Annotated in this window: 12 protein-coding genes; 11 read left to right on the top strand and 1 reads right to left on the bottom strand. The window is 42.7% G+C overall.

Annotated elements, in window-relative coordinates; all coding sequences use genetic code 11:
• Nucleotides 1-33: 33 nt before the first annotated feature.
• The 8 genes from D7322_RS22210 to D7322_RS22245 all read left to right on the top strand — a co-directional run bounded on the left by D7322_RS22210 (nucleotide 34) and on the right by D7322_RS22245 (nucleotide 17,186).
• A complete protein-coding gene (locus tag D7322_RS22210) occupies nucleotides 34-2,799 on the top strand; it encodes a sugar-binding domain-containing protein (RefSeq protein ID WP_245971420.1) in 2,766 nt (921 codons plus the stop codon).
• Between the two features lie 37 nt (nucleotides 2,800-2,836).
• Nucleotides 2,837-3,583, top strand: a complete 747-nt coding sequence (locus D7322_RS22215) for a hypothetical protein (protein WP_245971422.1) — start codon at nucleotides 2,837-2,839, stop codon at nucleotides 3,581-3,583.
• A gap of 197 nt (nucleotides 3,584-3,780) precedes the next feature.
• A complete protein-coding gene (locus tag D7322_RS22220) occupies nucleotides 3,781-7,845 on the top strand; it encodes a hybrid sensor histidine kinase/response regulator transcription factor (RefSeq protein WP_220700154.1) in 4,065 nt (1,354 codons plus the stop codon).
• Nucleotides 7,832-9,151 carry a glycosyl hydrolase family 28 protein gene (locus D7322_RS22225; protein WP_121126406.1) on the top strand — a complete coding sequence of 440 codons (1,320 nt, stop codon included), beginning with the start codon at nucleotides 7,832-7,834 and terminating at the stop codon, nucleotides 9,149-9,151. Before D7322_RS22220 ends, D7322_RS22225 begins: the two co-directional genes overlap by 14 nt.
• A 433-nt stretch (nucleotides 9,152-9,584) precedes the next feature.
• Nucleotides 9,585-12,581, top strand: a complete 2,997-nt coding sequence (locus D7322_RS22230) for a SusC/RagA family TonB-linked outer membrane protein (protein ID WP_121126407.1) — start codon at nucleotides 9,585-9,587, stop codon at nucleotides 12,579-12,581.
• Between the two features lie 16 nt (nucleotides 12,582-12,597).
• The gene (locus tag D7322_RS22235; protein WP_121126424.1) at nucleotides 12,598-14,238 is read left to right on the top strand and encodes a RagB/SusD family nutrient uptake outer membrane protein; all 1,641 of its coding nucleotides are present in this window, start codon (nucleotides 12,598-12,600) and stop codon (nucleotides 14,236-14,238) included.
• Between the two features lie 123 nt (nucleotides 14,239-14,361).
• The gene (locus tag D7322_RS22240; RefSeq protein ID WP_220700155.1) at nucleotides 14,362-15,576 is read left to right on the top strand and encodes a SusE domain-containing protein; all 1,215 of its coding nucleotides are present in this window, start codon (nucleotides 14,362-14,364) and stop codon (nucleotides 15,574-15,576) included.
• A gap of 44 nt (nucleotides 15,577-15,620) precedes the next feature.
• Nucleotides 15,621-17,186, top strand: coding sequence for a DUF4832 domain-containing protein (locus D7322_RS22245; protein ID WP_245971423.1), 1,566 nt, complete (start codon nucleotides 15,621-15,623; stop codon nucleotides 17,184-17,186).
• Between the two features lie 321 nt (nucleotides 17,187-17,507).
• Here the strand turns inward: D7322_RS22245 and D7322_RS22250 are convergent, their stop codons facing one another.
• Complete coding sequence (locus D7322_RS22250) at nucleotides 17,508-18,152, bottom strand: NAD(P)-dependent oxidoreductase (RefSeq protein ID WP_121126426.1); 645 nt, start codon at nucleotides 18,150-18,152, stop codon at nucleotides 17,508-17,510.
• A 568-nt stretch (nucleotides 18,153-18,720) separates the two neighbouring features.
• Between D7322_RS22250 and D7322_RS22255 the strand changes: the two genes are divergently transcribed.
• The 3 genes from D7322_RS22255 (at nucleotide 18,721) to D7322_RS22265 (ending at nucleotide 24,358) form a co-directional block, all read left to right on the top strand.
• Nucleotides 18,721-19,260: an RNA polymerase sigma factor gene (locus tag D7322_RS22255; RefSeq protein WP_183078808.1), complete on the top strand. Its 540-nt coding sequence runs from the start codon at nucleotides 18,721-18,723 to the stop codon at nucleotides 19,258-19,260.
• 154 nt (nucleotides 19,261-19,414) lie between these two features.
• Nucleotides 19,415-20,626 carry a FecR domain-containing protein gene (locus D7322_RS22260; RefSeq protein WP_121126410.1) on the top strand — a complete coding sequence of 404 codons (1,212 nt, stop codon included), beginning with the start codon at nucleotides 19,415-19,417 and terminating at the stop codon, nucleotides 20,624-20,626.
• Between the two features lie 189 nt (nucleotides 20,627-20,815).
• A complete protein-coding gene (locus D7322_RS22265) occupies nucleotides 20,816-24,358 on the top strand; it encodes a TonB-dependent receptor (RefSeq protein WP_121126427.1) in 3,543 nt (1,180 codons plus the stop codon).
• Nucleotides 24,359-24,372 lie beyond the last annotated feature (14 nt).

The raw sequence follows: 24,372 nt of genomic DNA on the forward strand, positions 1-24,372 counted from the left end.
TTCGATGCCTACAAAAATAATATACCGAAAAGAATGAAAGCACATAAACTATCGAAACACAAAATGGATGAATACAGGACAAGCATCTATAAATACTTTAAAATGATGTGCCTAACAGGGCTTTTCCTGCAGGCAGCCTTGTTAAAGGCTCAAGATGCTATCGATTTATCAGGCACTTGGGGGTTTCAGACGGACGTGATGGATTTCCGTAGAGGCTCGCTGTCCCCCCGCTATAACCATCTTTTGCAAGAAACAATTAAGCTTCCCGGTATTACCGATGATTATCAGATAGGATATAAAAATCCCTATAAATATATCGACCGTCTGACCCGAAAATACGAATATATGGGACCGGCATGGTACCAACGTGATATTGAAATCCCTGCCGAATGGAAAGGGAAAAAAATATTCCTATACTTTGAACGGACCCACTGGTTAAGTTCAGTTTTTGTAGATACCAAGGAAGTTAGCAGTATCGATTATGTAAGTGTGCCTCACAACCACGATCTGAGCTCATTTGTAAAGCCGGGAAAGAAGCATCGCATAACTATTTGTATTGATAACCGATTTCAGTATAACACCCATAAATGGAACCATGCGCATACTGAATTTACGCAGATTAACTGGAACGGAATTCTAGGAGAAATAAAACTGCTGGCCATAGACCCAGTTTATCTGGAAGATCTTCAGGTATATCCAAATATAGCCGATCAGTCCATAAATATAAAATTACGAGTAAATAATGCGACAAAAAAACAGGTAAAGGGTAAAGTGTCTTTCGTCATCGAGGGAACAAACTACAGCCTTAAGGATGAAGTTGCATTGGTAAGTACCGATTCGGTGAACTTCGTAGAGACTACTATTCCATTAGGTAAGCATATCAAACTGTGGGATGAGTTTAACCCAAACCTCTATCGTATAAATTGTCAACTGAATACCTCCGACGGCAAAAATAGCTATCGGCATGAAAAGGCTACCACCTTTGGTATGCGTGAAGTAAAACAAGGAAAAAACCATGTGTTGCTCAATAATCGTCCCATCCATTTAAGAGGCAATGTAGAAAATGCAGTGTTTCCAAAAACAGGCCATGCTCCGCTCGACGATGCCTCTTGGGAACGAATCATGGTGCTGATGAAGACGTATGGCATGAACCATTTACGATTCCATTCATGGTGCCCGCCGGCGGCGGCCTTTCGCATGGCAGACAAACATGGGATATATTTTGAAGTGGAAATGCCTATGTGGGGCAAAGATGCCGAACCCGACGAGTCTAGATATAACTTCTTCCGCCGTGAAATTAAAGCTATTTTGAAAGAATACGGCAATCATCCTTCGTTTGTTCTGTACTGCAACGGCAATGAAATTACAGGGAACTTCGACTTTATTGAAGAACTGACCGCCGAAGGAAGAAAAGCTGATCCTCGTCATCTTTATAGCGGTTCTACTGCACGGACAAGGGTTAAATCAGATCAATATTACGTGTCCCAGCAAACCAACAAAGGGGCTGTAAAGGTTTACGAAGGTCAGCCGGGTACTGATTGGGACAAGAATGCGGAATCTGATGTAGATGTGCCCGTCATTTCACATGAGTCGGGACAACGTTGTATCTATCCAAATTTTGATGAAATAAAGAAATATGCCAACAGCCCCGTAGAGGCCCGCAATTTTGAAGTATTTAGCGATTTATTGCAAAAAAATGGCATGCTGGACCAGGCAAAGGATTTCTTCAGAGCATCTGGTGCGCTGACCGTGCTGGAGTACAAAGCCGTGATCGAAGCCCTGTTGCGATCAGGTAAATCTGCCGGATTTCAGCTTTTGTCGATGAACGACTTTCCGGGACAAGGTTACGCACCCGTGGGGATATTCGATCCTTTTTGGGATTCGAAAGGATTGGTTACGGCAGAAAAATTCAGGGAGTTTTGCGCGCCAACAGTCGCTCTACTACGCTATAACAAAAGCAGTTTTTTCAACACCGAAACATTTAAGGGTAAAGCCGAGGTATATAACTTTAGCAATTCTGCACTTGAAAATGCGAAAATTAAATGGTGGTTGACCGATACCGCTGGTAACGTATTGAAAAAGGGAACGCTGAAAAAGCAAACCATTGCCAACGAAAATGTATCGCCGGTAGGTGAATTTGAGATTTCCCTAAAAAACATCAGCACCCAAAAAGTTACGGTTCATCTTGCGGTAAACGATAGCATTAAGAATAGCTGGGACATTTGGGTATATCCAAAACATCAACATCTGATGCAGTCTACAGCTAATGTATTGTACACCGATGTCTACGATGATGTTGCAAAAAGGCAGTTGGCCCAGGGTAAGACCGTGGTTCTTTATCCTTCGCCAGACCAGGTGAAAGGTCGAAAATCACTGTTTCACAATCATTTTTGGAACCCCATTATGTTTGCATGGGCACCCATGACCATCGGCAACCTGGTCCATCATAAACAGGCTATGTTTAATGATTTTCTTACTTCATACCATACCGATTGGCAGTGGTGGGATATCTTGAACCATGCAAAAGTAATCGAAATGCAACATGCACCACAACAACTGCGTCCCTTTATACAGGTCATCGACAGCTACGACAACAACCAGAAATTGGGTATAGGTTTTGAAGCCAAAATGAACGGTGGGAAACTGCTGGTATTAGCATTGGATACCAAAAATGATATGGATAACCGTCCCGCTACCCAACAATTGTTGTACAGTATCGATAATTATGTGAAAAGTGAGAAATTCTCGCCGCAAGTGGCCGTGGACGAAACTTTTATTCAGTCATTTTTAGAGAAATAAGAAAGATTACACAATGGTAAGAACAATGATATTATCTATGATGACTGTTTTTTTTGGTCAGCCCCTCATAGCACAGGAAATTAGATTAGAGGAGAAAGCGTCTGTAAACCAGGTTTATAATAAGGCTGTCGAGGCGGAAAATGCATTATCTTTTAATGATTTGGACATCGAATCAGGCTATGTACTTTATCAGACCGAGATAAACACTGATGCCGAAAGCGAAGAGCTGGAATTGGAAAACGTACGCGATTATGCCGTGGTCTATGTCGATGGTAAGGTACAGGGTAGCCTGACAGATAAGAGTAAAAAACTAGCCATCAAAGCAAATCCAGGCAAACACTTGCTTCAATTTTATGTCGAGAATATTGGTCGGATCACTTACGGACCAGAAATTACAGATAATTCAAAAGGGCTTTTTGGCACCATTACTTTAAACGGAAACGACCTTCAAGACTGGAAAATGATCCCCTTAACGGTGCGTAATTATCCGCTGAAGGATTTGGTTTTTGAACAAAGGTCAGCTAATGACAGCCCCGGTTTTTACAAAGGTCAGTTCGAACACCATCTGTCCGGAAACAAGTATCTTAATATGACAGGATGGGGAATGGGGGAGGTCTGGTTAAATCAAAAATATTTGGGATCTTACTGGGAGGAAGAAAAACAGCAGTCGATATTAATTCCTTCGGCGGATTTAATACCCGGAAAAAATGAACTTGTAATCTTCGAACTCAAAAATAATCAGCAAAAGAAGATAAGTTTGTCCCCAACGCCTGTTTTTAAGTAAATTGGTACTGTGGGCTTCGCATGGATCTGAACAGCTGAAAAAGGGCTAAGGCCAGAATTTCGACGAAGCTCTTTGCCTAATAGTATGATAATCGAAGTTTATAGAACCACTGCTCACAATTAGCAGCAGGGATTTTGATTGAACCTGGCAAGCATAAACCTTGTATTGAAATTTAAAAAGCTTTAGTAGCACGGTAAATGAATAAATACAGTCTGATAATTTGTTTTGTTGTTTTATGGGGACAATGTGTTCTCGGCATCGATCTTTCGAGGTATAGGTTTCATTTGATGCCCGAAACTTCCTATTATGGCGGTATACAGAGCATCGCAAAAGATAGTTTAGGACGTATTTGGTACACGGGACCCGATGCGCTCTTCATGTACGATGGCAACAGTTTTTATCAGTTAAATGATATCGTCTCTGCGATCAAACCAGCACAAAAATGGGGTTATGGTTCTTTAATTCGGGATAAAAAGGGAAATCTGTTTCTAGCTTCGGGGCACGGCTTATTAAAATTCGATTACGAACGGTTTTCTTTTCATGTCGTGGTTCCCGGAATGATCCGTTCGCTTTGTATGCATAGCGATGGTCAGGTTTACATGCTGTCAGACAATAGCATACTACGCTATAATCCGCAAAATAAACAGACAGAAAGCTTTTTATTACCCAAAAACAAGTCTTTCCAAAATATATTGAGTGCTAAAGATCATGTGTTTCTAAGCCAAGGCGCTGTCGTGTATCAAGTTGAAATGACGAAAAAACGCCTAATCCAGTTTGCGGATTTTGGTAGTACGACAAATCAGGTGAACGATGCGGTCGCGTACGGGGGAGAATATTACTTTTTAACACAACGAGGGGGAATCCATGTAACAGATTTAACAGGTACCTTAAAACAGAAGATTCCGGTAAGCATAATGGGAAATTCATCCGTGTTAACCAAAAGATTATATTTGGACCAAACGGGGGTGATCTGGGTGGCTACGCAAGCTGGATTGTATCTTTATGATCCATCCAATGAAAGCAGCAGCACCTTGCAAATGAACTTGAACGATGCTTATTCACTACCGAATAACTCGATATGGACGATTTATCCAGACCCGGACCAAGGGGCCTGGATAGGTACTTACGGTGGTAAAATAGCTTATTGTTCGCTTTACGATTCCCGAGTACGTTACTTTAAGCCCAGCCCAGGGGGACTCAATCACCCCATAGTTAGTAGTTTTCAGGAAGATCATCTGGGAAATATATGGATCGGTACCGAGGGGGGGAGCCTGAATTACTGGAATAGAAAAAAGGATCAGTTTACCCCCCTAGAAAAATCGCAGGGTAGTTCGTCAAGTCCCCATATGATTAAACGCCTGAAATTTGAACGAATGAGCAAAAAACTCTTGATTTCAGCCTATAACGGCGGTATTGGCAGTTATGATGTGGACAATCAGCATTTCAGCAGTTTCAATTTCCGCTCTCCGGAGAGCCAGCAACCACTCACCGTTTATGATTTTGTAAACGATAAGGAAGGCACCTGGTGGATGACAGACCCCGATAAATCATTTTTATATCGAAAGAATCCCCTAGGTCCTATAGAGATGGTGAGCGTCCTTGATGCGCAGGGCAAAAAAATAGAACTCGAAGTCGAAGCATTATATGTGAATAACCAAGATCAGCTCTGTTTAATTAGCCATCAAGGATTTCTTGTTGTAAATCCCCATACATTAAAGGTATTGAAGCACTACGTGCTCAAAGATGCTTCCTATTCAGCAAATTACCTGTGTAGTTATACAGTGACTTCAAATGGTGAAGTGTGGTTGGGAACATTGGGTAAAGGCGTAAATGTACTCAAAAGAGATGGGACATATGTCAACTATAGTGTAAATAACGGATTTCCGGCGAAAATGGTATTTGGCATATTAGAAGATGTTGCCACTAAAAATATTTGGTTAAGTACCAGTGATGGTCTTTTTTGTTTCAACTGGAAATCCAGTAAATTTGAGAAAGCGAGATTTTATCAGGAAAATAAGATTGGTTCATTTTATATTCATGCCGCTTACAAAACCTCCAGGGGTGAAATGCTGTTTGGTGGTACCAATGGATTTCTACTTTTCGATCCGGCGTACCTCAATAAAAATCTGCAAAAACCCAAAGTTTTTTTTACAGGATTTCTGGTCAACAATAAACTCGTGAAACCAGGGGATGGTTCATCCGTTTTAACGAAAGACATTGGTAGTCTTTCCAATCAAAAAGAAGGCAAGATAAGGCTCTCCAGTAGCCAGTCCAATGTAGAAATTAAGTTTTCTGCAAATAGTTATCTATCCGCAGAGAAGAACCAGTTCGCTTACCGGATGTTGGGCCTTGGTGAAGACTGGCAAATCAGTCATGCCAATCAGAAATCTGTACAGTTTCTCAATCTTCCGGGCGGAGATTATACCTTTGAAATTAAGGCTTCCAACAATGATGGGCTATGGAGCGATCAAATTTCACGATTATATATCCATGTCGATCCACCATTTTTCTTGTCCTGGTGGGCTTATTGCTGCTATGCAGCACTTGTTTCTGCCCTGCTCTTTTTCATAATGAGATATTACAGCAATAAAAGAGTGTTTAAAGAGCGATTAGCACTCGAGCGTTTAAAAGAACAGAATATGCAAGAGCTGAACCAGGCACGTACCGACTTCTTTACCAATATCTCCCATGATTTAAAAACACCGCTAACGTTGGTTTTACAGCCGCTTAAACAACTCAGAGACACTATTGTGGCTAATGATACCGCTTTGGTATACATGGATTTAATAGAGAAAAATGTATCCAGAATACAGCGGATGATTAGCCAATTGCTGCGCTTTCGCGAAATAGAAAGCCAAAAAATTACGCTCAATCCGCAGGTTGGTGATTTTATCAATTTTGTAAGGGATATATTTAGCTTATTTGAGCTCTATGCCAATAAAAAAGGTGTTGAAACCAATATTTCCGCGTACAAGGACAATTTATATGTTGCCTTTGATTACGATGTTATCGAAAAAATATTGACTAATCTGTTCTCCAATGCCCTAAAATATACACCAGATAATGGGTATGTGGGCGTACGTATCTATAGTGCAACAGCAGAAGAAAAAGAACGGTTTCCTTCGTTAAATCCGACGGAAATCGAATACATCTCCATTGAAGTTATAAATACTGGTGATTGTTTTTCTGAAGAACAGATCGCGACGCTTTACACTTCTTTCAACCGCTTATCTTCTCATCGGCCAACTTTTGAAGAAAGTTCAGGACTTGGACTTGCTATTGTGAAAGAACTGATAGATGTGCTTGAGGGTAAAATATGGATGGTCAATAAGACTGATAAAATTTCATTTACCATTTCACTACCGTTAAGGAAACAGGCCGGGGCAGGCGACATGCAGCCTAACGTGTATGATTACACCGTTTCTGAAATCGACGATATTATCACGCAGGATACTGCAGCCCCAGAAAAAGGATCTATCCCTATAAAAAAGACAGATAATATCCTGCTCATTGAAGATGACCAACAGCTGCGTGTCTATCTGGAGCAACGTCTGGCCGAAAAATATAATGTATACACGGCGAGTGACGGGGAAGAAGGCTTAATTAAAGCCGAAAAGATTTATCCGCAACTTATTATTACCGATTTGATCATGCCCAATCGCAATGGCTTGGAAGTATGTCGCAGCCTTAGACAAAATTTTAAGACTAGCCATATTCCTATTATTATGATTTCGGGTACGGGAGATGACAACCAGAATAAAATAAAAGCATTGGAATATGGCGCGAATGTGTTTATTGATAAACCGTTTCATGTCGACTATCTGTTGCAACAGACTGAAACCATTCTAAGAAATCAGCGGGAACTAAAAGAAAAATACAGCAAGCACGTTCAGGTAGATCCCTCCAATGTAACCGTTACCTCCATGGACGAGGAACTGCTGATTAAGGCCATTCAGGTCATTGAAGAAAATATTGACAATGCCAGTTATTCCGTGGAAGATTTTGTGGCTGATATGAACGTCGGCAGAACCATCCTTTATCAAAAAATACATGATATTGTGGGAATGTCCATCAAAGAATTTATTTTGAATATGCGGCTGAAAAGAAGTGCCTATCTGTTAGAAAAATCGGATTTGACGATCGCGGAAGTTGCTTACCAAACCGGGTTTAACAATGCCAAATACTTTAGCGTCTGTTTCAAAAAACAGTTTGAACTGAGCCCTTCAGAGTTTAAGAAAAAGGTTTCCGGTGGAAAGAAATAAAATACAGCCAATTTTGACCGATATCTCCTTTCAGATGGGGGAAAGGCAATTCTTTATTTTTGAAATCCTAACGATTATGAAAATGACAATTTTTAGAAAAACGCTTCTGCTTACATGTTGCTTTTGCTTGTTTAACGTAATTTATCTGACAGCGGCTGTCGCCCAAAAGGTAGATGAGACTTCGATCAGCCCCAATAAATACAAAAGTGGTTCCCAGTCAGAACGTATACAAAAAGCCATAAATGAGGCAAAAAAGTCGACTGGGAAAGTTGTGATCCCTAAATACGATGCGGTAACAAAAAAAAGTGTCTGGCTCATCGATCAGGCCATTTTGCTTCCGGGCGATTTTGAACTTGAATTGAATAACTGTACCATTAAGCTATCGGATAAATGCCGGGATAATTTTATTCGTTCGGCAAATGCAGGGCTGGCAATTAAAGATATAGCACCCACAAAGAATATCAAGATTATTGGAAAAGGAAATGTTCTTTTAGAAGGAGCTGATCATCCCAGAGCTACCGGTGACCATAATAAAACTTTGTCCTTAAATCCCAGTGGATTTGGACAATCTTATGGTACCGATGCAGGTAAACCCGGAGAGAATCAAAAAGGTGGATGGCGGAACCACGCCATTATATTGGCTCACATCGATGTATTTGAGGTTAGCGGCATTACATTAAAGGATTATCATGGGCACGGTCTGGTATTGGAACGCTGTACCAACGGTAAGGTAGGCGATATTACTTTTAACGTGAGGCAGGCAGTAACTGTTGATGGAGTAGACAAACAGATTTTGAACCAAGACGGCATGGGCATACGTTTTGGCTGTAAAAATATTATTATTGCGAATTGCAAAGGTAAAAGCGGTGACGACTTTATTAATATCGGGTTGACAGATACCGGAGTGGGAGCAGGTGAAGAAAATGTAAATGTGGTAAGTGGTTCGATTTATAGGGGCGAAATCGACAACATTTCGACTATTTATCTCCAGAACTGGCAGGACTTCTATTCAATTTCACACCGATCAATACGGATTATGCCTGTAGGTAAACTTCGTATCAGCAATGTTTTTATCGAGAATATGGTCATCAGTCCGCTAGCGCAACAGGGTTTGGTAGTCGAGTATGGCGAGCATGTGCAGGGCTTATTTGTACGAAATTTAATCAGTCATCAACCTATAAAAGCCAAAGGTGTCTCGCAGGCCAGTTTCCGCGATATTATTTATAAAGGTCGGGGTGAAGCTATCGATGTGAAACCAAGCGATACTGTTATCCTAGATCATTTAATGTGTATAAAAAACGAATAATAAAGCGCTCCTAATCTTCATTTTACAGCGAAAAACACATGTTTTTGCCTTTTGTACAAAATCAAACCATTTTCGTACAAAAACGAACCCTATGAATTGGTGATGATTATAGTTTTGTCTTAACCAATTTTAAAAAAGCAAATATGTGTATGAAAATTCCTCCCGATAACGTGATTAGGCTCACGCAGGGTAATCCGAACTTTACAAAAATCAATAGCAAGGCGCAACGGAATTTTAGGTTTCGTCAATAAGCCTGAAACGGAATCTTGCCATCAGCATTGTAAGTACGTTAGCAGCAATGAGATAGTATGTATCACAAAATTTAAATTAAAAATCCAAGCCTATCGAAGCAGACCTATTTTAAACTCATATTCTTTACGAGAAAGGGAAAGTAAAGAACGCAAGTAAATTTTAAACTAACCATTATAAATCAATGATACAAAAGATACATATCTGGCTCAGGAGCTGGATAATGAGTGCCGCCCTATCGGTGGTGGCGACAAATTATGCTTATTCGCAAGCAACAGATCAAATAAATGTCAAAGGTCAGGTCACCAATGATGCAGGAGAAGGACTTAAGGGTGTTTCGGTCATGATTAAAGGGGCGAAAACCGGTGTTCAGACAGATGCAAATGGCCATTATACCATTTTGGCATCACGCACGGCTACGCTACTCTTTACCTACATTGGTTCCAATAACCAGGAAGTAAAGGTTAATCCATCTGGAGTCATCAATGTGAAGATGTCAGGGAATAATGTCCTGGATCAGGTCGTGGTCGTAGGGTACGGTACAGCCAAGAAGAAAGATTTGACGGGAGGTTTGGCCGTGGTCGGAAAAGAGCAGCTAAGCATGGTATCTACCTCAAACCTGATGGATCGCTTGGTGGGGCAGGTGGCTGGTTTCTCTATTACGACCGGAGAAGCTGCGCCAGGAGCATCACAGACCCTGTTGATACGGGGTGAAAATTCGATATCGGCCAATAATAGTCCATTGATTATTTTGGATGGTATTCCCTACAGCGGATCCCTGGCAGATATCGATCCAAACAACGTCGAAAACCTTTCGATCTTAAAAGATGCCTCGGCTTCGGCTATCTACGGTTCGCGTGCGGCCAATGGGGTTATTCTGATACAAACAAAAAGGGGGGCGCTGGGTAGAGCCCAGGTAAACTATAAAGGTTTGATCGGCATGGCCGAGCCTATGCAACGCATCAATGTGATGGGGCCAAATGAATATATCCGCTTTCAACAGGATATTGCCCGAATTAGGCAAGGGTATACTGGCGCTTTATTAGATCCCATTGCTGGTGATATTATTAGTGTAACAGAGCGCGGCAACTATGCGAAAGGCATTACGAACAATTGGCAGGATTACGTCTTTCGAAAAGCCATGACCATGGATCATCAGCTGAGCATTTCCGGTGGTACAGAGAATACAAAATATATGGCTGCTCTCGCGGCTTTGGATCAAGAGGGGGTGGTATACAATTCTAAGTTGTCACGTTTAAATATTACCACCAATGTGGACCAGACTTTTAATAAATGGTTAACCACTGGTGTTGGCCTGCAATATACCCGAAAAAGCGACGGTGGTATTACGCCAAATTTGGAACATGCCATAAAACAAAGTCCTTATGGAAGCTATAAAGACGAATCGGGGAAGTATGTGCCCGAGCCCATGGAGTATTCATTGATCGTCAATCCGATGCGCAACGTCAATGCGATTCAGGATAGGTATAATAACAACTTCTTTCTTTCTGGCTATGCCAATATTTTGCTGCCGGTAGAGGGTCTTTCCTTACGATCAAATTTTGGTTATAATTATCGGAACGGATTTACAGGAACCTATTACGGGCGCAATACTTTTGAAGGCAGGGATCAGGGTACGCAGGCCGGAGGTAGTGCTTCCATTAACAATTCCAATTATAACGATTATACCTGGGAGAACCTGCTCAAATACGAGCGGCAGATCGGCGATCATCGTTTTGACGTGACGGGTTTATTCAGTATGCAAAAAACGAAAAGCTGGTCAACAGCGCAAAGCGGAGCAGGTTTTGTAACTGACGATACCGAATACTTTATGATCGGTTCGGCCAGCCGTCTTGTTTCCAACAGCGCTTCCTTATCGGAATCTGCGATGCTGTCATACATGGGCAGAATAAATTATGCTTACAAAGGCAAGTATCTATTGACCCTGACAGGACGTACAGACGGAGCCTCTGTATTTGGTGTCAACAATAAATACGCATTCTTTCCTGTGGCGGCGGCAGCATGGCAAATCGGAGAAGAGCGTTTTCTGAAAGATAACGCCAAATGGCTGGACATGCTGAAAATCCGTCTTTCTTATGGCGCCAACGGAAACCAGGCGATTACACCCTACCGCACGTTAGACCGCTTATACTCCAATGTAAAATATATCTGGGGCGATGATGGCACTGCCGTTACGACAGCCTATTTGGCCGGTGATGGTGTGGGAAACCCTAATCTGAAATGGGAAACCACCTATTCGACCAACCTGGGGCTGGACTTTCAGTTATTTAATAATAGATTGGGGGGAACTATCGATGCCTATCTCTCTAAAACGAAAGATTTACTGATGACCCGTACCGTACCTATCATGAACGGGTATAACCGGATTTGGGATAATATCGGCGCTACCCAAAATAAAGGTATTGAAGTCACCTTAAACTCGACGAACGTGAAAGGAGAAAATTTTCAATGGAATACGACCGCAGTGTTTTCCTTAAACCGCGATAAAATTGTCGAGTTGAGAGGGGATGGCATCGATGATATTGCCAACAACTGGTTTATTGGTAAGCCATTAAGAGTATTCTACGATTATAAAATGATCGGTGTATGGCAAAATGGAGAAACCATTACTGTGGATGGGGCAGCACCCGGAGCCGCCAAGCTGTACGACCGCGATGGTAACGGCAAGATAGAAGCGAGTGACAGGGTGGTCATCGGATCTAAAAATCCACGCTATACAGCATCTTTAGCCAACCGGTTTGCTTACAAAAATTTTTATGCATCTGCGTTGGTTACTGGGGTTTTTGATGTATGGCGCGATGATCACATGGCCAATCTTGGGGCCTGGACTTTCGGGATTACCAACTATGTACACGATGCCAATTATTGGACACCGGAGGATCCCAATGCGACGATTGTTTCACCCGGCTATCTCAATCCATTAGGGCACGGGTACTATAAAAAGGTGAGCTACGTGCAGGTGAAGAACATCACCTTTGGTTATAAATTGCCACACAAAATTGCTAAAAAGGTAGGTGTAAATGGTATTGATATAAACGCTAGCGTGAACAATCTGAATACGATTTCTAATATCAGAGAGGTACTCAATTACGACAACACCTGGATGGCCTCCTATCCGACGGCACGTTCGTATATGTTTGGCTTAAATGTAAACTTCTAATCGAATGGACATGAAAATGAAAAATATTATCACAACAAGTTTGGGGCTTATCGTATTGTTTACCTTAGGAGGCTGTAAGAAGTTTCTGGAGGAAGAATTGAAAACTGAACTGGCACCATCAAATACCTACACCAGCACCTACGGTTTCGAGGTGGGGAGTGCTGGCCTGTATGCGCTCACCCGTTCAGAATACAATACCTATGGCGAAGGCGGTGCTTTTATTCACAATGGCGCCTGTCCATACGAAGCCTTACAGGTCTCTACAGATATTGCGGATGCCATCAATAGTGACGGCTCGCTGACGGCTTTTGCCAATCTCACACTTACAGCTTCGGAGCGGTTTGTGGGCACCTACTGGAATTGGGCTTATAATCTTATTTCATCGGCAAACCTCATGTTGGTTTATTCCGAAAAAAACACCAATTGGGATACACCGGAAGATAAAGCACGCTTCCAGGCTGAAGCTCGCTTCTTTCGGGCTTATGCCTACCGCACCTTGGTTTATCTCTACGGCGATGTACCTTACGTGGAAACCATTCTGTATGATTTTCAGCTTAATTTTACCCGTACACCAAAGGCCGAAGTTATCGGACATATGGTTGACGACCTGAAGTTTGCGGTGGACAACCTGCCTACCAATCCAGACGGCGTCAAAGAAGGGAAGCTGACCAAATGGGCAGCAAGCCACTTACTGAGCGAGATCTACCTGTTGCAGGGCAATCATGCCGAAGCCGAAAAAGCGGCATTGGCGGTCATTAATAGCGGTTATTATAACCTGATGAAAAACAGATACGGCGTAAATAGCAGTAAACCAGGCGATGTATTCAGCGATTTATTTCTGGAAAATAATCAAAATAGGAAAAGCGGCAATAAAGAAAGTATCTGGGTATTGCAGTTCCAGTTTAATACCATCGGCGGCGGTACCAATTCGGATGACTGGACGCGTAGGGCTTGGATACCCAATTACTCGACGATTACAGGATTTGTTTTGGCTGACACCTTGGGCGGTCGTGGTATCGCACAGTTAGTACCTATGAAATGGTGGGTAGGCACCACGGGTACCAATGCGACAGGCAATGTGGCCGGTATTTTTGAAGCAAATGATATCCGTAATTCGGGTTATAACATTAAACGCAACTGGTATTACAACAATGCGAACGAGGCCTCGCTATATGGCAAAAAAGCCAATATTACCGAACAGACCTGGTTTACGACAAAAAGCTTATTTCCGGCGATTACAAAATTCTTTTACGGGCGTACCGAAAACTTAAGTTTGACCGGTAGCTATAAAGACCGGATGAAATTCCGTTTGGCCGAAACTTATCTGTTGCTTGCGGAAGCCTATTTGGGACAAAATATGCCGGATAAAGCTGCCCAAGCCGTCAATGAGGTGCGGAAAAGAGCCGGAGCGTCCGAAATTACCGGCGCGCAGATGAATATGGATTTCCTGCTCGATGAGCGTATCCGCGAATTAGTGGGCGAAGAAAGCAGAAGATTTACCCTGGTACGTACCAATACTTTGGTGGAGCGTGTCAAAAAGTATAATAATGCGATCAAGGATAAAATTACGGATAATAATATCCTGTGGCCTATTCCACAGGTAATCATAGATGCAAATACAGGTGCACCGTTCCCTCAAAATCCGGGATATAATTAATATTAGTGGGAAGCTGTACGAATGGCGTTCGAATTTCGGCAGTTTCCCTATCTGATGATAAAACAGCAATTGCGTCAGTCAGGCGCATGATATTATCCAAAATGTTAGCAAAAACATAAATCAATGAAAATAATCAATTATTTATACAAAGCTTTATTTTTCTTATGCATGGTAATGTGCCAGTTATCGTGCAAACAGGAAATTCAGGATATACCCAAAGTCAATGAGACGATGGAACTTCAGCCTTCGTCAGAAAACATTACGCTGGACGAGGTCAATATAACCAAAGATATTGTCACATTTAACTGGAAACCCGCTAGGGCACAGTCAGATGACCATTTGGTCAGCTACAGTACCATGTTAGATATAGTGGGAAACAATTTTGGGACCGGTACAGCCATATTCAACTATGAGGATGATAATGTATTCAGTAGAAGCTTTACTTCTGAACAATTGCAAAATTGGGCCAACGAAAAGTGGGGTATACCCGCAAATAAGAGTTTTACGCTGGAGTTTAGGGTGGTTGCCCAATGGGAGGGGGGCGCTACTTTTGAAGCCCCCGAAGTACGGACCGTAAGGATTACCGTGAACCCGATCAAGACCGTTGTTTTTGACGCCGATAGAGTGTTTTTAAGCGGAAGTGCGGTGGGAGCAAGCAAGGTGGAGATGCCTAAAACATTGGAAAATCTGGATCAGTATGCTTATGTATTGAATTTACAGCCTGGTGAACTGGAAATTCCGGTCGAATTTAACGGTGAAACCAATTATGTTGTTACCTCCGATGGAAGCGCTGAACTAAACGATGGAAATGCCGTTGGCATCAAAATGAGAGAAAACGTATTCTCCTGGAAAATAGCAACTGCGGGCGAGTATCGCGTTGTGGTCAATATGCAAAAAGCGACAGCAACCATTTATTCTCCAGCGAAAGCACTTGCTCCCAAAATAGTGACATGGACAGGGGATCAGCCTTATACGACCACGGTGACGGATTTGTGGATGCACGGAAGTATCAATGGCTGGGGAACTCCGGTAAAAATGGATTGTCAGGTAAGTTTGGCCGATCCGCAGGTTTTGGTCTATACCGGGGGTAAAGTCGGGACCACCAAGTTTATCGTGACTGGAGACAACAGTAATAACAAAAACCTGGCTTATGCTTTTAGTGCTCCGCCTACGACTGAAGGTGTGGCTCAGACCCTGACGCTTACTTTAGGGAAAATAGCAGAATTGGGCGGAGGTACCGTTGGCGCCAACCGCAATTCTTATTTCACCATTCCGGCCACGACCAATGTGCTGATTTTTGATCTAAGGAACATGACAATTCTGGGGTTAAAACGGTAAGCAATTGCATAAAAGCATTTAAATTAACTTTAACATTTCTGAAAGTGAAAAACAATATAAACTATAAAAAAGCCTGCCTCAGCGCATTTGCTATCATGCTTTGCTTTCTAGCGGTTTCATGCAAGAAAGATAGTGCTGATAACGAAAAAGATATAGCGGGCACCTTGGTGAAACCCAGCTACAACCGGAGTTCCATGTTTCGTAACCCTTTGAACGGCTGGGTCATGTATGCTTCAGCTTCGGGGACTCCTTCTTATTGGGATACCCAATTCTATGTACCTGACTTAGGTAAAACGGTCAAAGCAATTGACTATGCATCTGCCTGTTATATCCGTACCAGCTGGCGAACTTTTAATCCTGTAGATGGCGTATATGCCTGGCGGGACCCCAGCACGGCAATTTATAAAATGATCAAAGGGGCACAAGATAAAGGATTGCCAATCGCCTTTCGTATCGTCATCGACGGCCGCGATCAAGGGGCAAATACGCCGCAGTTTGTGTTCGATGCAGGCGCCAAGTATTATGTGGCCAATACATCTTTTCCGGATAGAAAAACACCCGTGCTGCAAGATCCTATTTTTAGAAAATATTATAGCAAGCTGATCGAAGAGTTGGCGAAGGATTTTAATGATTTAAATAAAACCTCCTTTGTCGATGCCTACGGACTAGGCTTGTGGGGTGAAGGGCATAGTGTCATTTACGAAGATCCTAATAATCCTTCCGGCCAAAACATAGAGGTGATCAAAGAAGAAGTCGTTGATTGGATTTCGGATGTGTATGCGAAGAATTTTACAAAGGTCCCCTTGCTGATCAATTATCATCGCGTAGTTGGCGACCCTGCGGGCAATGGAGCTCCCAATCCTAATTCGGAGAAGCTGTTGAATAAGATGATCAACAAAGGGTACAGCCTGCGTCAGGATGCCTTTGGAATGACCGATTATTATCAAAGCTGGGAGAAGAATTTTGCCAAGGTCTGGAATTTTAAACGCCCGATTATTATGGAAGGTGGTTGGATTACGACTGGTACACATCGTTACTGGACTGATCCAAGCGGTAAATATAGGCAAGACCATCCCGAAGATGTTCGGCAGGGCGAATTTGACAGCTCCTTGGAAGCTGCCGTAAACATGATGGATTTCCGTATCGGTGAAATTGAAAGCTGGTTCACCAAATCTTTTACCTTATGCCAGCGTTTTATTTCTGAAGGTGGCTATCGTTTATATCCCGATCGTGTTTATTTACCGGAGAAAGTCAATTCGGGGACAGAAACGACAATTAACCACCGCTGGCGGAACATGGGCTGGGGATATTTTCCGAACAATATTCCCCAGTGGAATTATAAATATAAAGTAGCTTTTGCACTCCTGGATGAAGAAAACAGGGTGAAAAAAGTTTTTGTTGATGACAAAGGAGAGCCCTCAACCTGGCTTAAGAATAATCCAGTCGCGTACGAGTTGAAAGCTAATGTTGATGTACCTGCCGGAAACTATACCTGGGCCGTTGCCATCGTAGATACAACAAATGAAAATCAGCCGGGAATAAAACTTGCCGTAAATGGGGATATGACCAGTACCGGATGGTTAAAACTATTGGGAGTACAGGTACAGTGACATCATTCGCATAAGTTTTAAATAGCGATATTAGCGGATGTTTTTTAGGCAAAAGGGACTGTTCAAAAAGATTGGACAGTCCCGTTGTTATACGATATTACCTGCTTTCCCAGTGCATTCTGTCACTGAATACATCTTGGCGTAAGTTTCTATAGCTGTCAATATTTTCACCTGCCCATTCCTGCTATTTACCGAGTTTTCCTGTCCGTTAGTCTAAAACCAGAAATCGCCGTTTTAGGCAATACCCTAGACGTTAGCGATTATGTTATAACGACCCTGCGCAAATAAGATAGTGAGCCGTTCTCAGGCTCACTATCGACATTACAGACTGGCAATAAACGGAGATTTTCTAACAAACCTATCATCGAACAGTTGTTTAATTAAAAAATTAGCCAAATCAGTAGCACTTATTTTATCGCCAGGACAATCCTCTAAACTGACAATTAGCTCACCGCTATGATCGGTTTGCTCAATTAAAGGAAGTCTTACCAAAGTCCAATCTATGGTACTGTTTGACAAAATTTCAAATTCTGACTGTTTATTAGCTGTTGAAATTGGGAAATTCTCTTTCATCCACGCTGTTCCAAAGAGCGTTTTAGGGCCTTTTTTATCTAAAGGAGTATCAACATTCAAGCCAGTAGATACAATATATCGCTGAACATTTTGTTCATTCATAACACGAATAACATTGGTAGTTGCCCGACTGAAAATTGTGGGCTCACTAGCGGGAACACCCAAACCTAATGTACTAATTACAGCCTGACAGCCCTCAATTAAAGCATTGACGGAAGTATAATTTAGTACATCACCCTTAATAACTTCGACTTGTGAATTTTTAATTTGAAATTTATCAGGGTCTCTAAGAAGAATTTTGAGTTGAAAACCTTGTTCTATAAGTTGTTTGACCAGGTATTTTCCTGACTTACCTGTACCGCCAATCACAGCGATTTTTATTTTATGATTCATTTTGTTCTTTATAAAATTTGAAAATAGAAGTAGCATTCGTAAGCTGTTAAGCAGACGAAAGAATCTGTCAAAAGCCTTTTAGCTTTTGATAAATCGAAAATCAATATTTTATAAAGAGATTTTAATGTAACTAAATTAAAAAATAAATTGAAATATCGCCAAGAGATAACAAAAAACCTTACCACCAACAAAAATACTACCGTTAACAAGAATTTGCTAGAAGAATTTCCTGACGAAATAACATTTGAAACATATAATTTCTACTTAGAAGGCCAAAATGAAGAGACTGAAGAATAATTTGGGCGAACGGCTAACAAGGGTTTGCCAAAGGCGGGGGCTGAGATACTTCTATTAAGTATTTGAAGGTTCAACAGCAGTATTTTTGTCTTATTTCATGGGCTGATAGAGATCAATCTTTATGGACAGCACTGTTTTTTATAGGGTGATTGAACTCGAAATTATGGATATTAATGTTAATTTTATACGAAATTAACATCTGTTAGGTTAATTTGTATCAATTAGATATACCGAATTCATGATCGCTGGGCTGAAACATATTTCCATATCAATGGACGATTTCCTCTTATTACAAGCTGGGGATCAGTCTATTTTTGGTATTGTGTTCAAGTATTATCAGCCGATAATCTATTTTAAAGTCAGGCAGCTCTGTAAAAGTGATAGTGACGCGGAGGAAGTTACCCAGGAAGTTTTTATTGAATTTTATTTAAAAAGGATGCAGCTTTCCGGTCCGGAAGCCATTTTCCCCTTTCTATTTGCTATTTCAAAAAGAATGGCCATATCCAATTTCCGTAAATCGCTGGTCCGGTCCAACTATCTGCAGTCACTTCAGTACATTAAGCCTGAAAGTTTTTCGCTGCAGGATGAGCTAGATGGCAAAGAGCTACAAGTTATATTAGAATCCATTATTGAACAGTTGCCGCCACAGCAACAGGCAATTTACCGAAAGAGCAAGTTTGAAGACCAATCTTATCAGGAAATTGCCGATGAGGAAGGACTCTCGAAAAATACGGTACGCAATCACCTCAGCCTCGCCTCGAAATTTGTCCGGTTCAAGCTGGACAAAATCCTATCTATCTTTTTTTTATAAGCAACTCAACTTGTGCATCAATTTTTTTATTAGCCCTGTTTAGTCTTCCCGGAGGCTAAAAAATGGCTCACCTACAATCCGTAAAAAAAATATTTTTCTCATTGGTACTTTTTCGAGGTTCGCGCGATTATGTAGTTGAAATCGATCCAAAGGAATGAATCAAATTGAACAATACAGCCAATTAATACATAAATATCTTGCTGATCAAGCCAGTAAAGAAGAACGGGCACAGCTTCAGGAATTAATGGATGATCCCGTATTTCTTCAGGCTTGGGAGAAAGTCTGGCGGGATAACTCGTATCCCGCACATCCCGCAACATACCCTGATCCACATCGGATGCTGGAAAACATAATGGCTGATCCCCGAATTGCAACAGCGGCATCTACTCCCAAAAGGACGACAGATGGACATTTTAATTTCAGGAGAAATTGGTGGCAGGTTGCGGCAGTCTTTCTTGCGTTCTGCGGTGCAGCGCTATGGGGCTACTATAATTTTTATACCGTGGATACGCCACCGAAGGAGCAGCTGTCTAATGTGTCGATCGTACCGGGCTCTGATAAAGCCATGATCATTCTTGAAGATGGAAAACAGATCGACCTCAGTTTGCTCCGTGCGGATACGGTACTTGACCAAGGCGAATATTTGATTACCAAGGACAACAAAGGTCAAATCAGTTATAGGCTCAAAGACAACCTGACACCAACAAATAACATCGTTTACAATACCATTGTTACGCCCCGAGGCGGGGAATATACGCTCAGGATGTCTGACGGAAGTCTTGTGCAGCTCAATGCAGGCAGTAAGATCAAATATCCCGTAAAATTTGATGCGAAGCTGCGGTCGGTGCAGCTCGAAGGGGAAGCCTATTTTGAAGTGGCTAAAATGGATGTTAAAGGCAAAAGGATACCTTTTATTGTGCAAAGTGGAGGACAGACACTCGAGGTCCTGGGAACACACTTTAACATCAAGAGTTTTGGTGATCACATCGTTACCACCTTGGTAGAAGGGAAAGTCAAGCTCTCTTTTGCCGATGCTGCCTTGAAAGAACAGCTGCTTGCACCCAATGATCAGGTCGTTTTCGATAAAAGCCGCAAGAATGTAAAGAAGGAGCAGGTGGATCCCTTCTATAGTCTTGCCTGGAAAAATGGAAATTTCGCCTTTGATAATGCATCCATTCAAACGGTCATGGACGAGGTTGCACGCTGGTATGATGTCGAGATCAGTTACGGAGACAAGCTGCAGGGACAGCACTTCTCGGGGACTATCTCCCGCTATGAAAATATCGATAAACTATTGAAAACAATTGCTTTCGCCGGTGGCGTACATTTCGAACGTAAAGGAAGGAGGATATATGTGCTAAACTAACGCTGATGAGAAGATAGCATATATAACAATCAGGAGCGCGCCAACGCCCCTGAAAGTTTTGTCTTTTTCTCGACATGGATGAATAGTAAAACCGTTAAATTTTATCTCAACCGAATGCAATTTAATAAAAAAAAATTGATCGGACCGACCCTATTATGTCAGGTAAGATCCCAGAAAATACCAATTTCTATGAAATTGTCATTAGCAATTCCTCTCTTATTCGCAGCCAATTTACAGCTGCACGCATTTTCTTTTGGCCAGACCGTCAATCTGAAGCGGAACAATGTGAAGGTGAGTGCGGTCCTGAAAGAACTGCAGAAGCAAAGCGGATACAACATTTTTTACAACGAATCGCTGATCGCAAAAGACGACCGTATCAGCGTCAACTACCACAATATCTCTTTTGAAGAAGCCTTGAAAGATCTATTGGCCCAGCTGCAGTTATCTTATGTCAAAGCGGATAAAAATATTGTCTTGAACAAAAGAACGGATCAGGCTGTTGGCCAGGCGTCGGCTACGGAGGCTCCGCAGCTGTACCCGGTCAAAGGGTTTGTCAAAGACGAGCAGGGCCGGCCGTTGGACAATGTTACGGTCAGTGAAAAAGGCAAAAAGGAGAAAACCCTCAGTCGCGAGGATGGCAGCTTTCAGATCCAGGTCAGCAGCCGTGATGCCATACTTGTATTTACGATGGTTGGCTATCAGCCGCTGGAAATAGCGCTGGCACCGCAGTCAACCTTGCATGTGACCATGAAGCCGGCCATCAATGCAATGGAAGAAGTGGTCGTCGTGGGATATGGTGTGCAGAAAAAAGCCAATCTGACGGGGGCTGTGTCGCAGGTCAATGCGGATGATATCGCGCTACGTCCAAGTGCGAACATTGCAGGTACGCTCCAGGGACTTATGCCCGGCTTGAATATCCAGCTCAACAACGGTGATCCATCCAAAACACCTGATATCAATGTGCGGGGATTCAATTCCATCAATGAGGGCGGCCCGCTGGTATTGATCGACGGGATCGAAGGGAATATTACTCGGGTCAACCCCAATGATATTGAAAGTGTTTCTGTGCTGAAAGATGCTGCTTCGGCGGCCATTTATGGAGCCCGTGGTGCTTTTGGTGTCATCTTGGTGACCACAAAAAAAGGAAAGGCAGGAACAGTGAAGGTGGATTATGTCAATAATTTCGCCTGGACTACACCGGCTTCCCGTACCGATTATATCTCTGATCCTTATGTCTACGGGAAAACAGTAGATGCTGCACTGTATGGTTATAACGGCAGTTCCTATACACGTTACAATGCAATGGACTGGGAAGCGATCAAAATGGTGGCTGCAGGGGAGATTGCGCCCTTTCATGAGAAGCAGGCAGACGGAACCTATAAATTTTTCTATAAGACCAACTGGTGGGACTACCTATTTAAAAAATATCAGCCCTCCAACTTCCATAATATTGCCATTTCAGGTGGCAGTGAAAAGTTGAAAGCCTATCTCTCTGGACGTGTATTCAAACGGGAAACGATCAACAATATCAATGACGATGCGAATATGGATCGCCAGAATATGAAATCCAATTTGGTATTCACACCCAACAGCTGGTTGGAAATTTCAAACAATACGCAGTTCATCAACGAAAAGGATAAAGAATATGGAGGCTACACTAATGGTCTGGGGGGACTTTGGAGTACGACAACCTGGTATAATCTGATGCCTTTTTACCCTAATTTTGTCGATGGGATTCCAACGGATATCGGTGTGGGTACTGGCGGTCAGGGAGCCAATGCCGGACTGGAATCGGGAAAAAGCTGGGAGGTACGCAATAGCGAAGAATTTACCAATACGTTCCGTGTCCTGCTCAAGCCATTGAAAGGCCTACAGGTAAATTTTGATTATAGCAACCGTATCGAAAACTTTTCACGGAGCACACGCCTCAACCCCTTCAGTTACTACTCGGGCAACAAACTCAATTATACAACTGCCGGCCTCAACCGTCTGACAGAATACCGCTGGAAAGACAAGTATAACGCGATGAACCTGTTTGCGACCTACGAAAAAAATGTGGCGCAAAAGCATCAGTTCAAATTATTGGTGGGCTACAATCAGGAATCCTTTGACCGGGACCGTATCGCCGGGGCCATGGACGATCTGCTGATCGAGGATCTATCCAACCTGGCGCTGGGTACTTCCATGTACAGCCTGAGCGGAACAGCTGAAAATTGGGCTATCCAGGGCGTATTTGGCCGTTTTAATTATGCCTACGACAATAAATATCTGCTGGAAATAAATTCACGGTATGATGGTTCATCACGGTTTCCTAGCGGGAGCCGATGGGGATTTTTCCCCTCAGTTTCATTAGGCTGGCAGCTGGATCGTGAGCACTTTTGGGAATCGATCAAAGGCACCATACCTACCTTAAAGCTCAGAGCTTCATATGGCAAGCTCGGCAACCAGACTGTAGGGGTCAATACCTTTAAGGAATTGATGACCGTGCAGCAGTTGGCCTGGCTAAATGGGGGCTCCCGTCTTATTGGGGCAAGTACGCCGGCACCGTTGCCGAACGTCGTCACCTGGGAACGGACCAAAAGCATTGACTTCGGTGTTGATCTTGGACTGATCCAAAACAAGCTAAACGTCAATTTTGACTGGTATCGGAAAGATGTCGAAGGCATGTACCTTCCGGGACAGCCACTTCCAGCAGTATTTGGAGCTAATGAACCCCGTGAAAACTACGCTGCATTACGTAATAAAGGTTTTGAAGTGGGGGTAAGCTACCAAGACAAATTTGACCTTGCCGGCTCACCCTTTCGCTTTAACATCGCTGTGAATACCACCAATTTTAAAGGGATCATCACGAAATATAATAATCCGCAGGGCTTGTTGAGCTCCTATTACGAAGGACAGGTGCTGGGGCAGATCTGGGGATACCATATCGACGGACAGTTTCAGTCCGATGCGGAGGCATTGAGCTACCAGAATAGTTTCCAGGACCCGCAATTGTCCCTCTCTAAAGTATATAACGATATTCTGAGTGTATCGCAAAATAGTGAGTGGAATATGTTGCGCGGTGGCGATGTGAAATACGTAGATCTCAACGGTGATGGCCGTATCGACAAAGGCGACAACACGCTTGCCAACCACGGTGATATTAAACCCATTGGCAATGCCATGCCGAAATTTCCATTTGGTATCAATATGAGTGCTTCTTGGAATAATTTTGATCTCTCGGCGGCATTTGCCGGTGTTGCCAAACAGGACTGGTACCCGACAGGGGATTTATACTGGGGTTCCTATCAGCGGCCATATCTTTCCTTTGTACGTAAAGACCTGGTAGATAATGCATGGACGCCGGACAAGAAAGCGAACAGGTATCCACAGATCTATCGGGGATACTCATCCTTGCAGAGCGGAAGGTCTCTATATGAATTGAACGATTATTACCTGACCAATGTCGGGTTCCTGCGGATGAAAAATTTTACGTTGGGCTACACCCTGCCACAGCAATGGACACGGCGCTATAAAGTTGAAAAACTGCGGTTTTACTTCAGTGGCGAGAATCTGTTGACCTGGAACTTTGGCAATCTGACCAAGTATATAGATCCCGAACAGGCAGGTGCAATGATCAATTATAATTCGCCCGCAAGTGCCAATGATCCTGCGGACTCTTCGGAACGGGGGCTGCTGCGGGACTATCCCATGGGTAAAACCTATTCTTTTGGTTTAATGCTTACGCTTTAATATTTGACAACGCA

Origin of the sequence: Sphingobacterium puteale (assembly GCF_003627955.1) — a bacterium.
GTDB lineage: Bacteria > Bacteroidota > Bacteroidia > Sphingobacteriales > Sphingobacteriaceae > Sphingobacterium > Sphingobacterium puteale.

What these genes read in the sequence shown, in the direction of transcription:
- D7322_RS22265 (WP_121126427.1), top strand. Translation starts at nt 20,816, where the DNA reads ATGAAATTGTCATTAGCAATTCCTCTCTTATTCGCAGCCAATTTACAG.
- D7322_RS22210 (WP_245971420.1), top strand. Translation starts at nt 34, where the DNA reads ATGAAAGCACATAAACTATCGAAACACAAAATGGATGAATACAGGACA.
- D7322_RS22255 (WP_183078808.1), top strand. Translation starts at nt 18,721, where the DNA reads ATGGACGATTTCCTCTTATTACAAGCTGGGGATCAGTCTATTTTTGGT.
- D7322_RS22220 (WP_220700154.1), top strand. Translation starts at nt 3,781, where the DNA reads ATGAATAAATACAGTCTGATAATTTGTTTTGTTGTTTTATGGGGACAA.
- D7322_RS22230 (WP_121126407.1), top strand. Translation starts at nt 9,585, where the DNA reads ATGATACAAAAGATACATATCTGGCTCAGGAGCTGGATAATGAGTGCC.
- D7322_RS22250 (WP_121126426.1), bottom strand. Translation starts at nt 18,152, where the DNA reads ATGAATCATAAAATAAAAATCGCTGTGATTGGCGGTACAGGTAAGTCA.
- D7322_RS22260 (WP_121126410.1), top strand. Translation starts at nt 19,415, where the DNA reads ATGAATCAAATTGAACAATACAGCCAATTAATACATAAATATCTTGCT.
- D7322_RS22235 (WP_121126424.1), top strand. Translation starts at nt 12,598, where the DNA reads ATGAAAAATATTATCACAACAAGTTTGGGGCTTATCGTATTGTTTACC.
- D7322_RS22240 (WP_220700155.1), top strand. Translation starts at nt 14,362, where the DNA reads ATGAAAATAATCAATTATTTATACAAAGCTTTATTTTTCTTATGCATG.
- D7322_RS22215 (WP_245971422.1), top strand. Translation starts at nt 2,837, where the DNA reads ATGATGACTGTTTTTTTTGGTCAGCCCCTCATAGCACAGGAAATTAGA.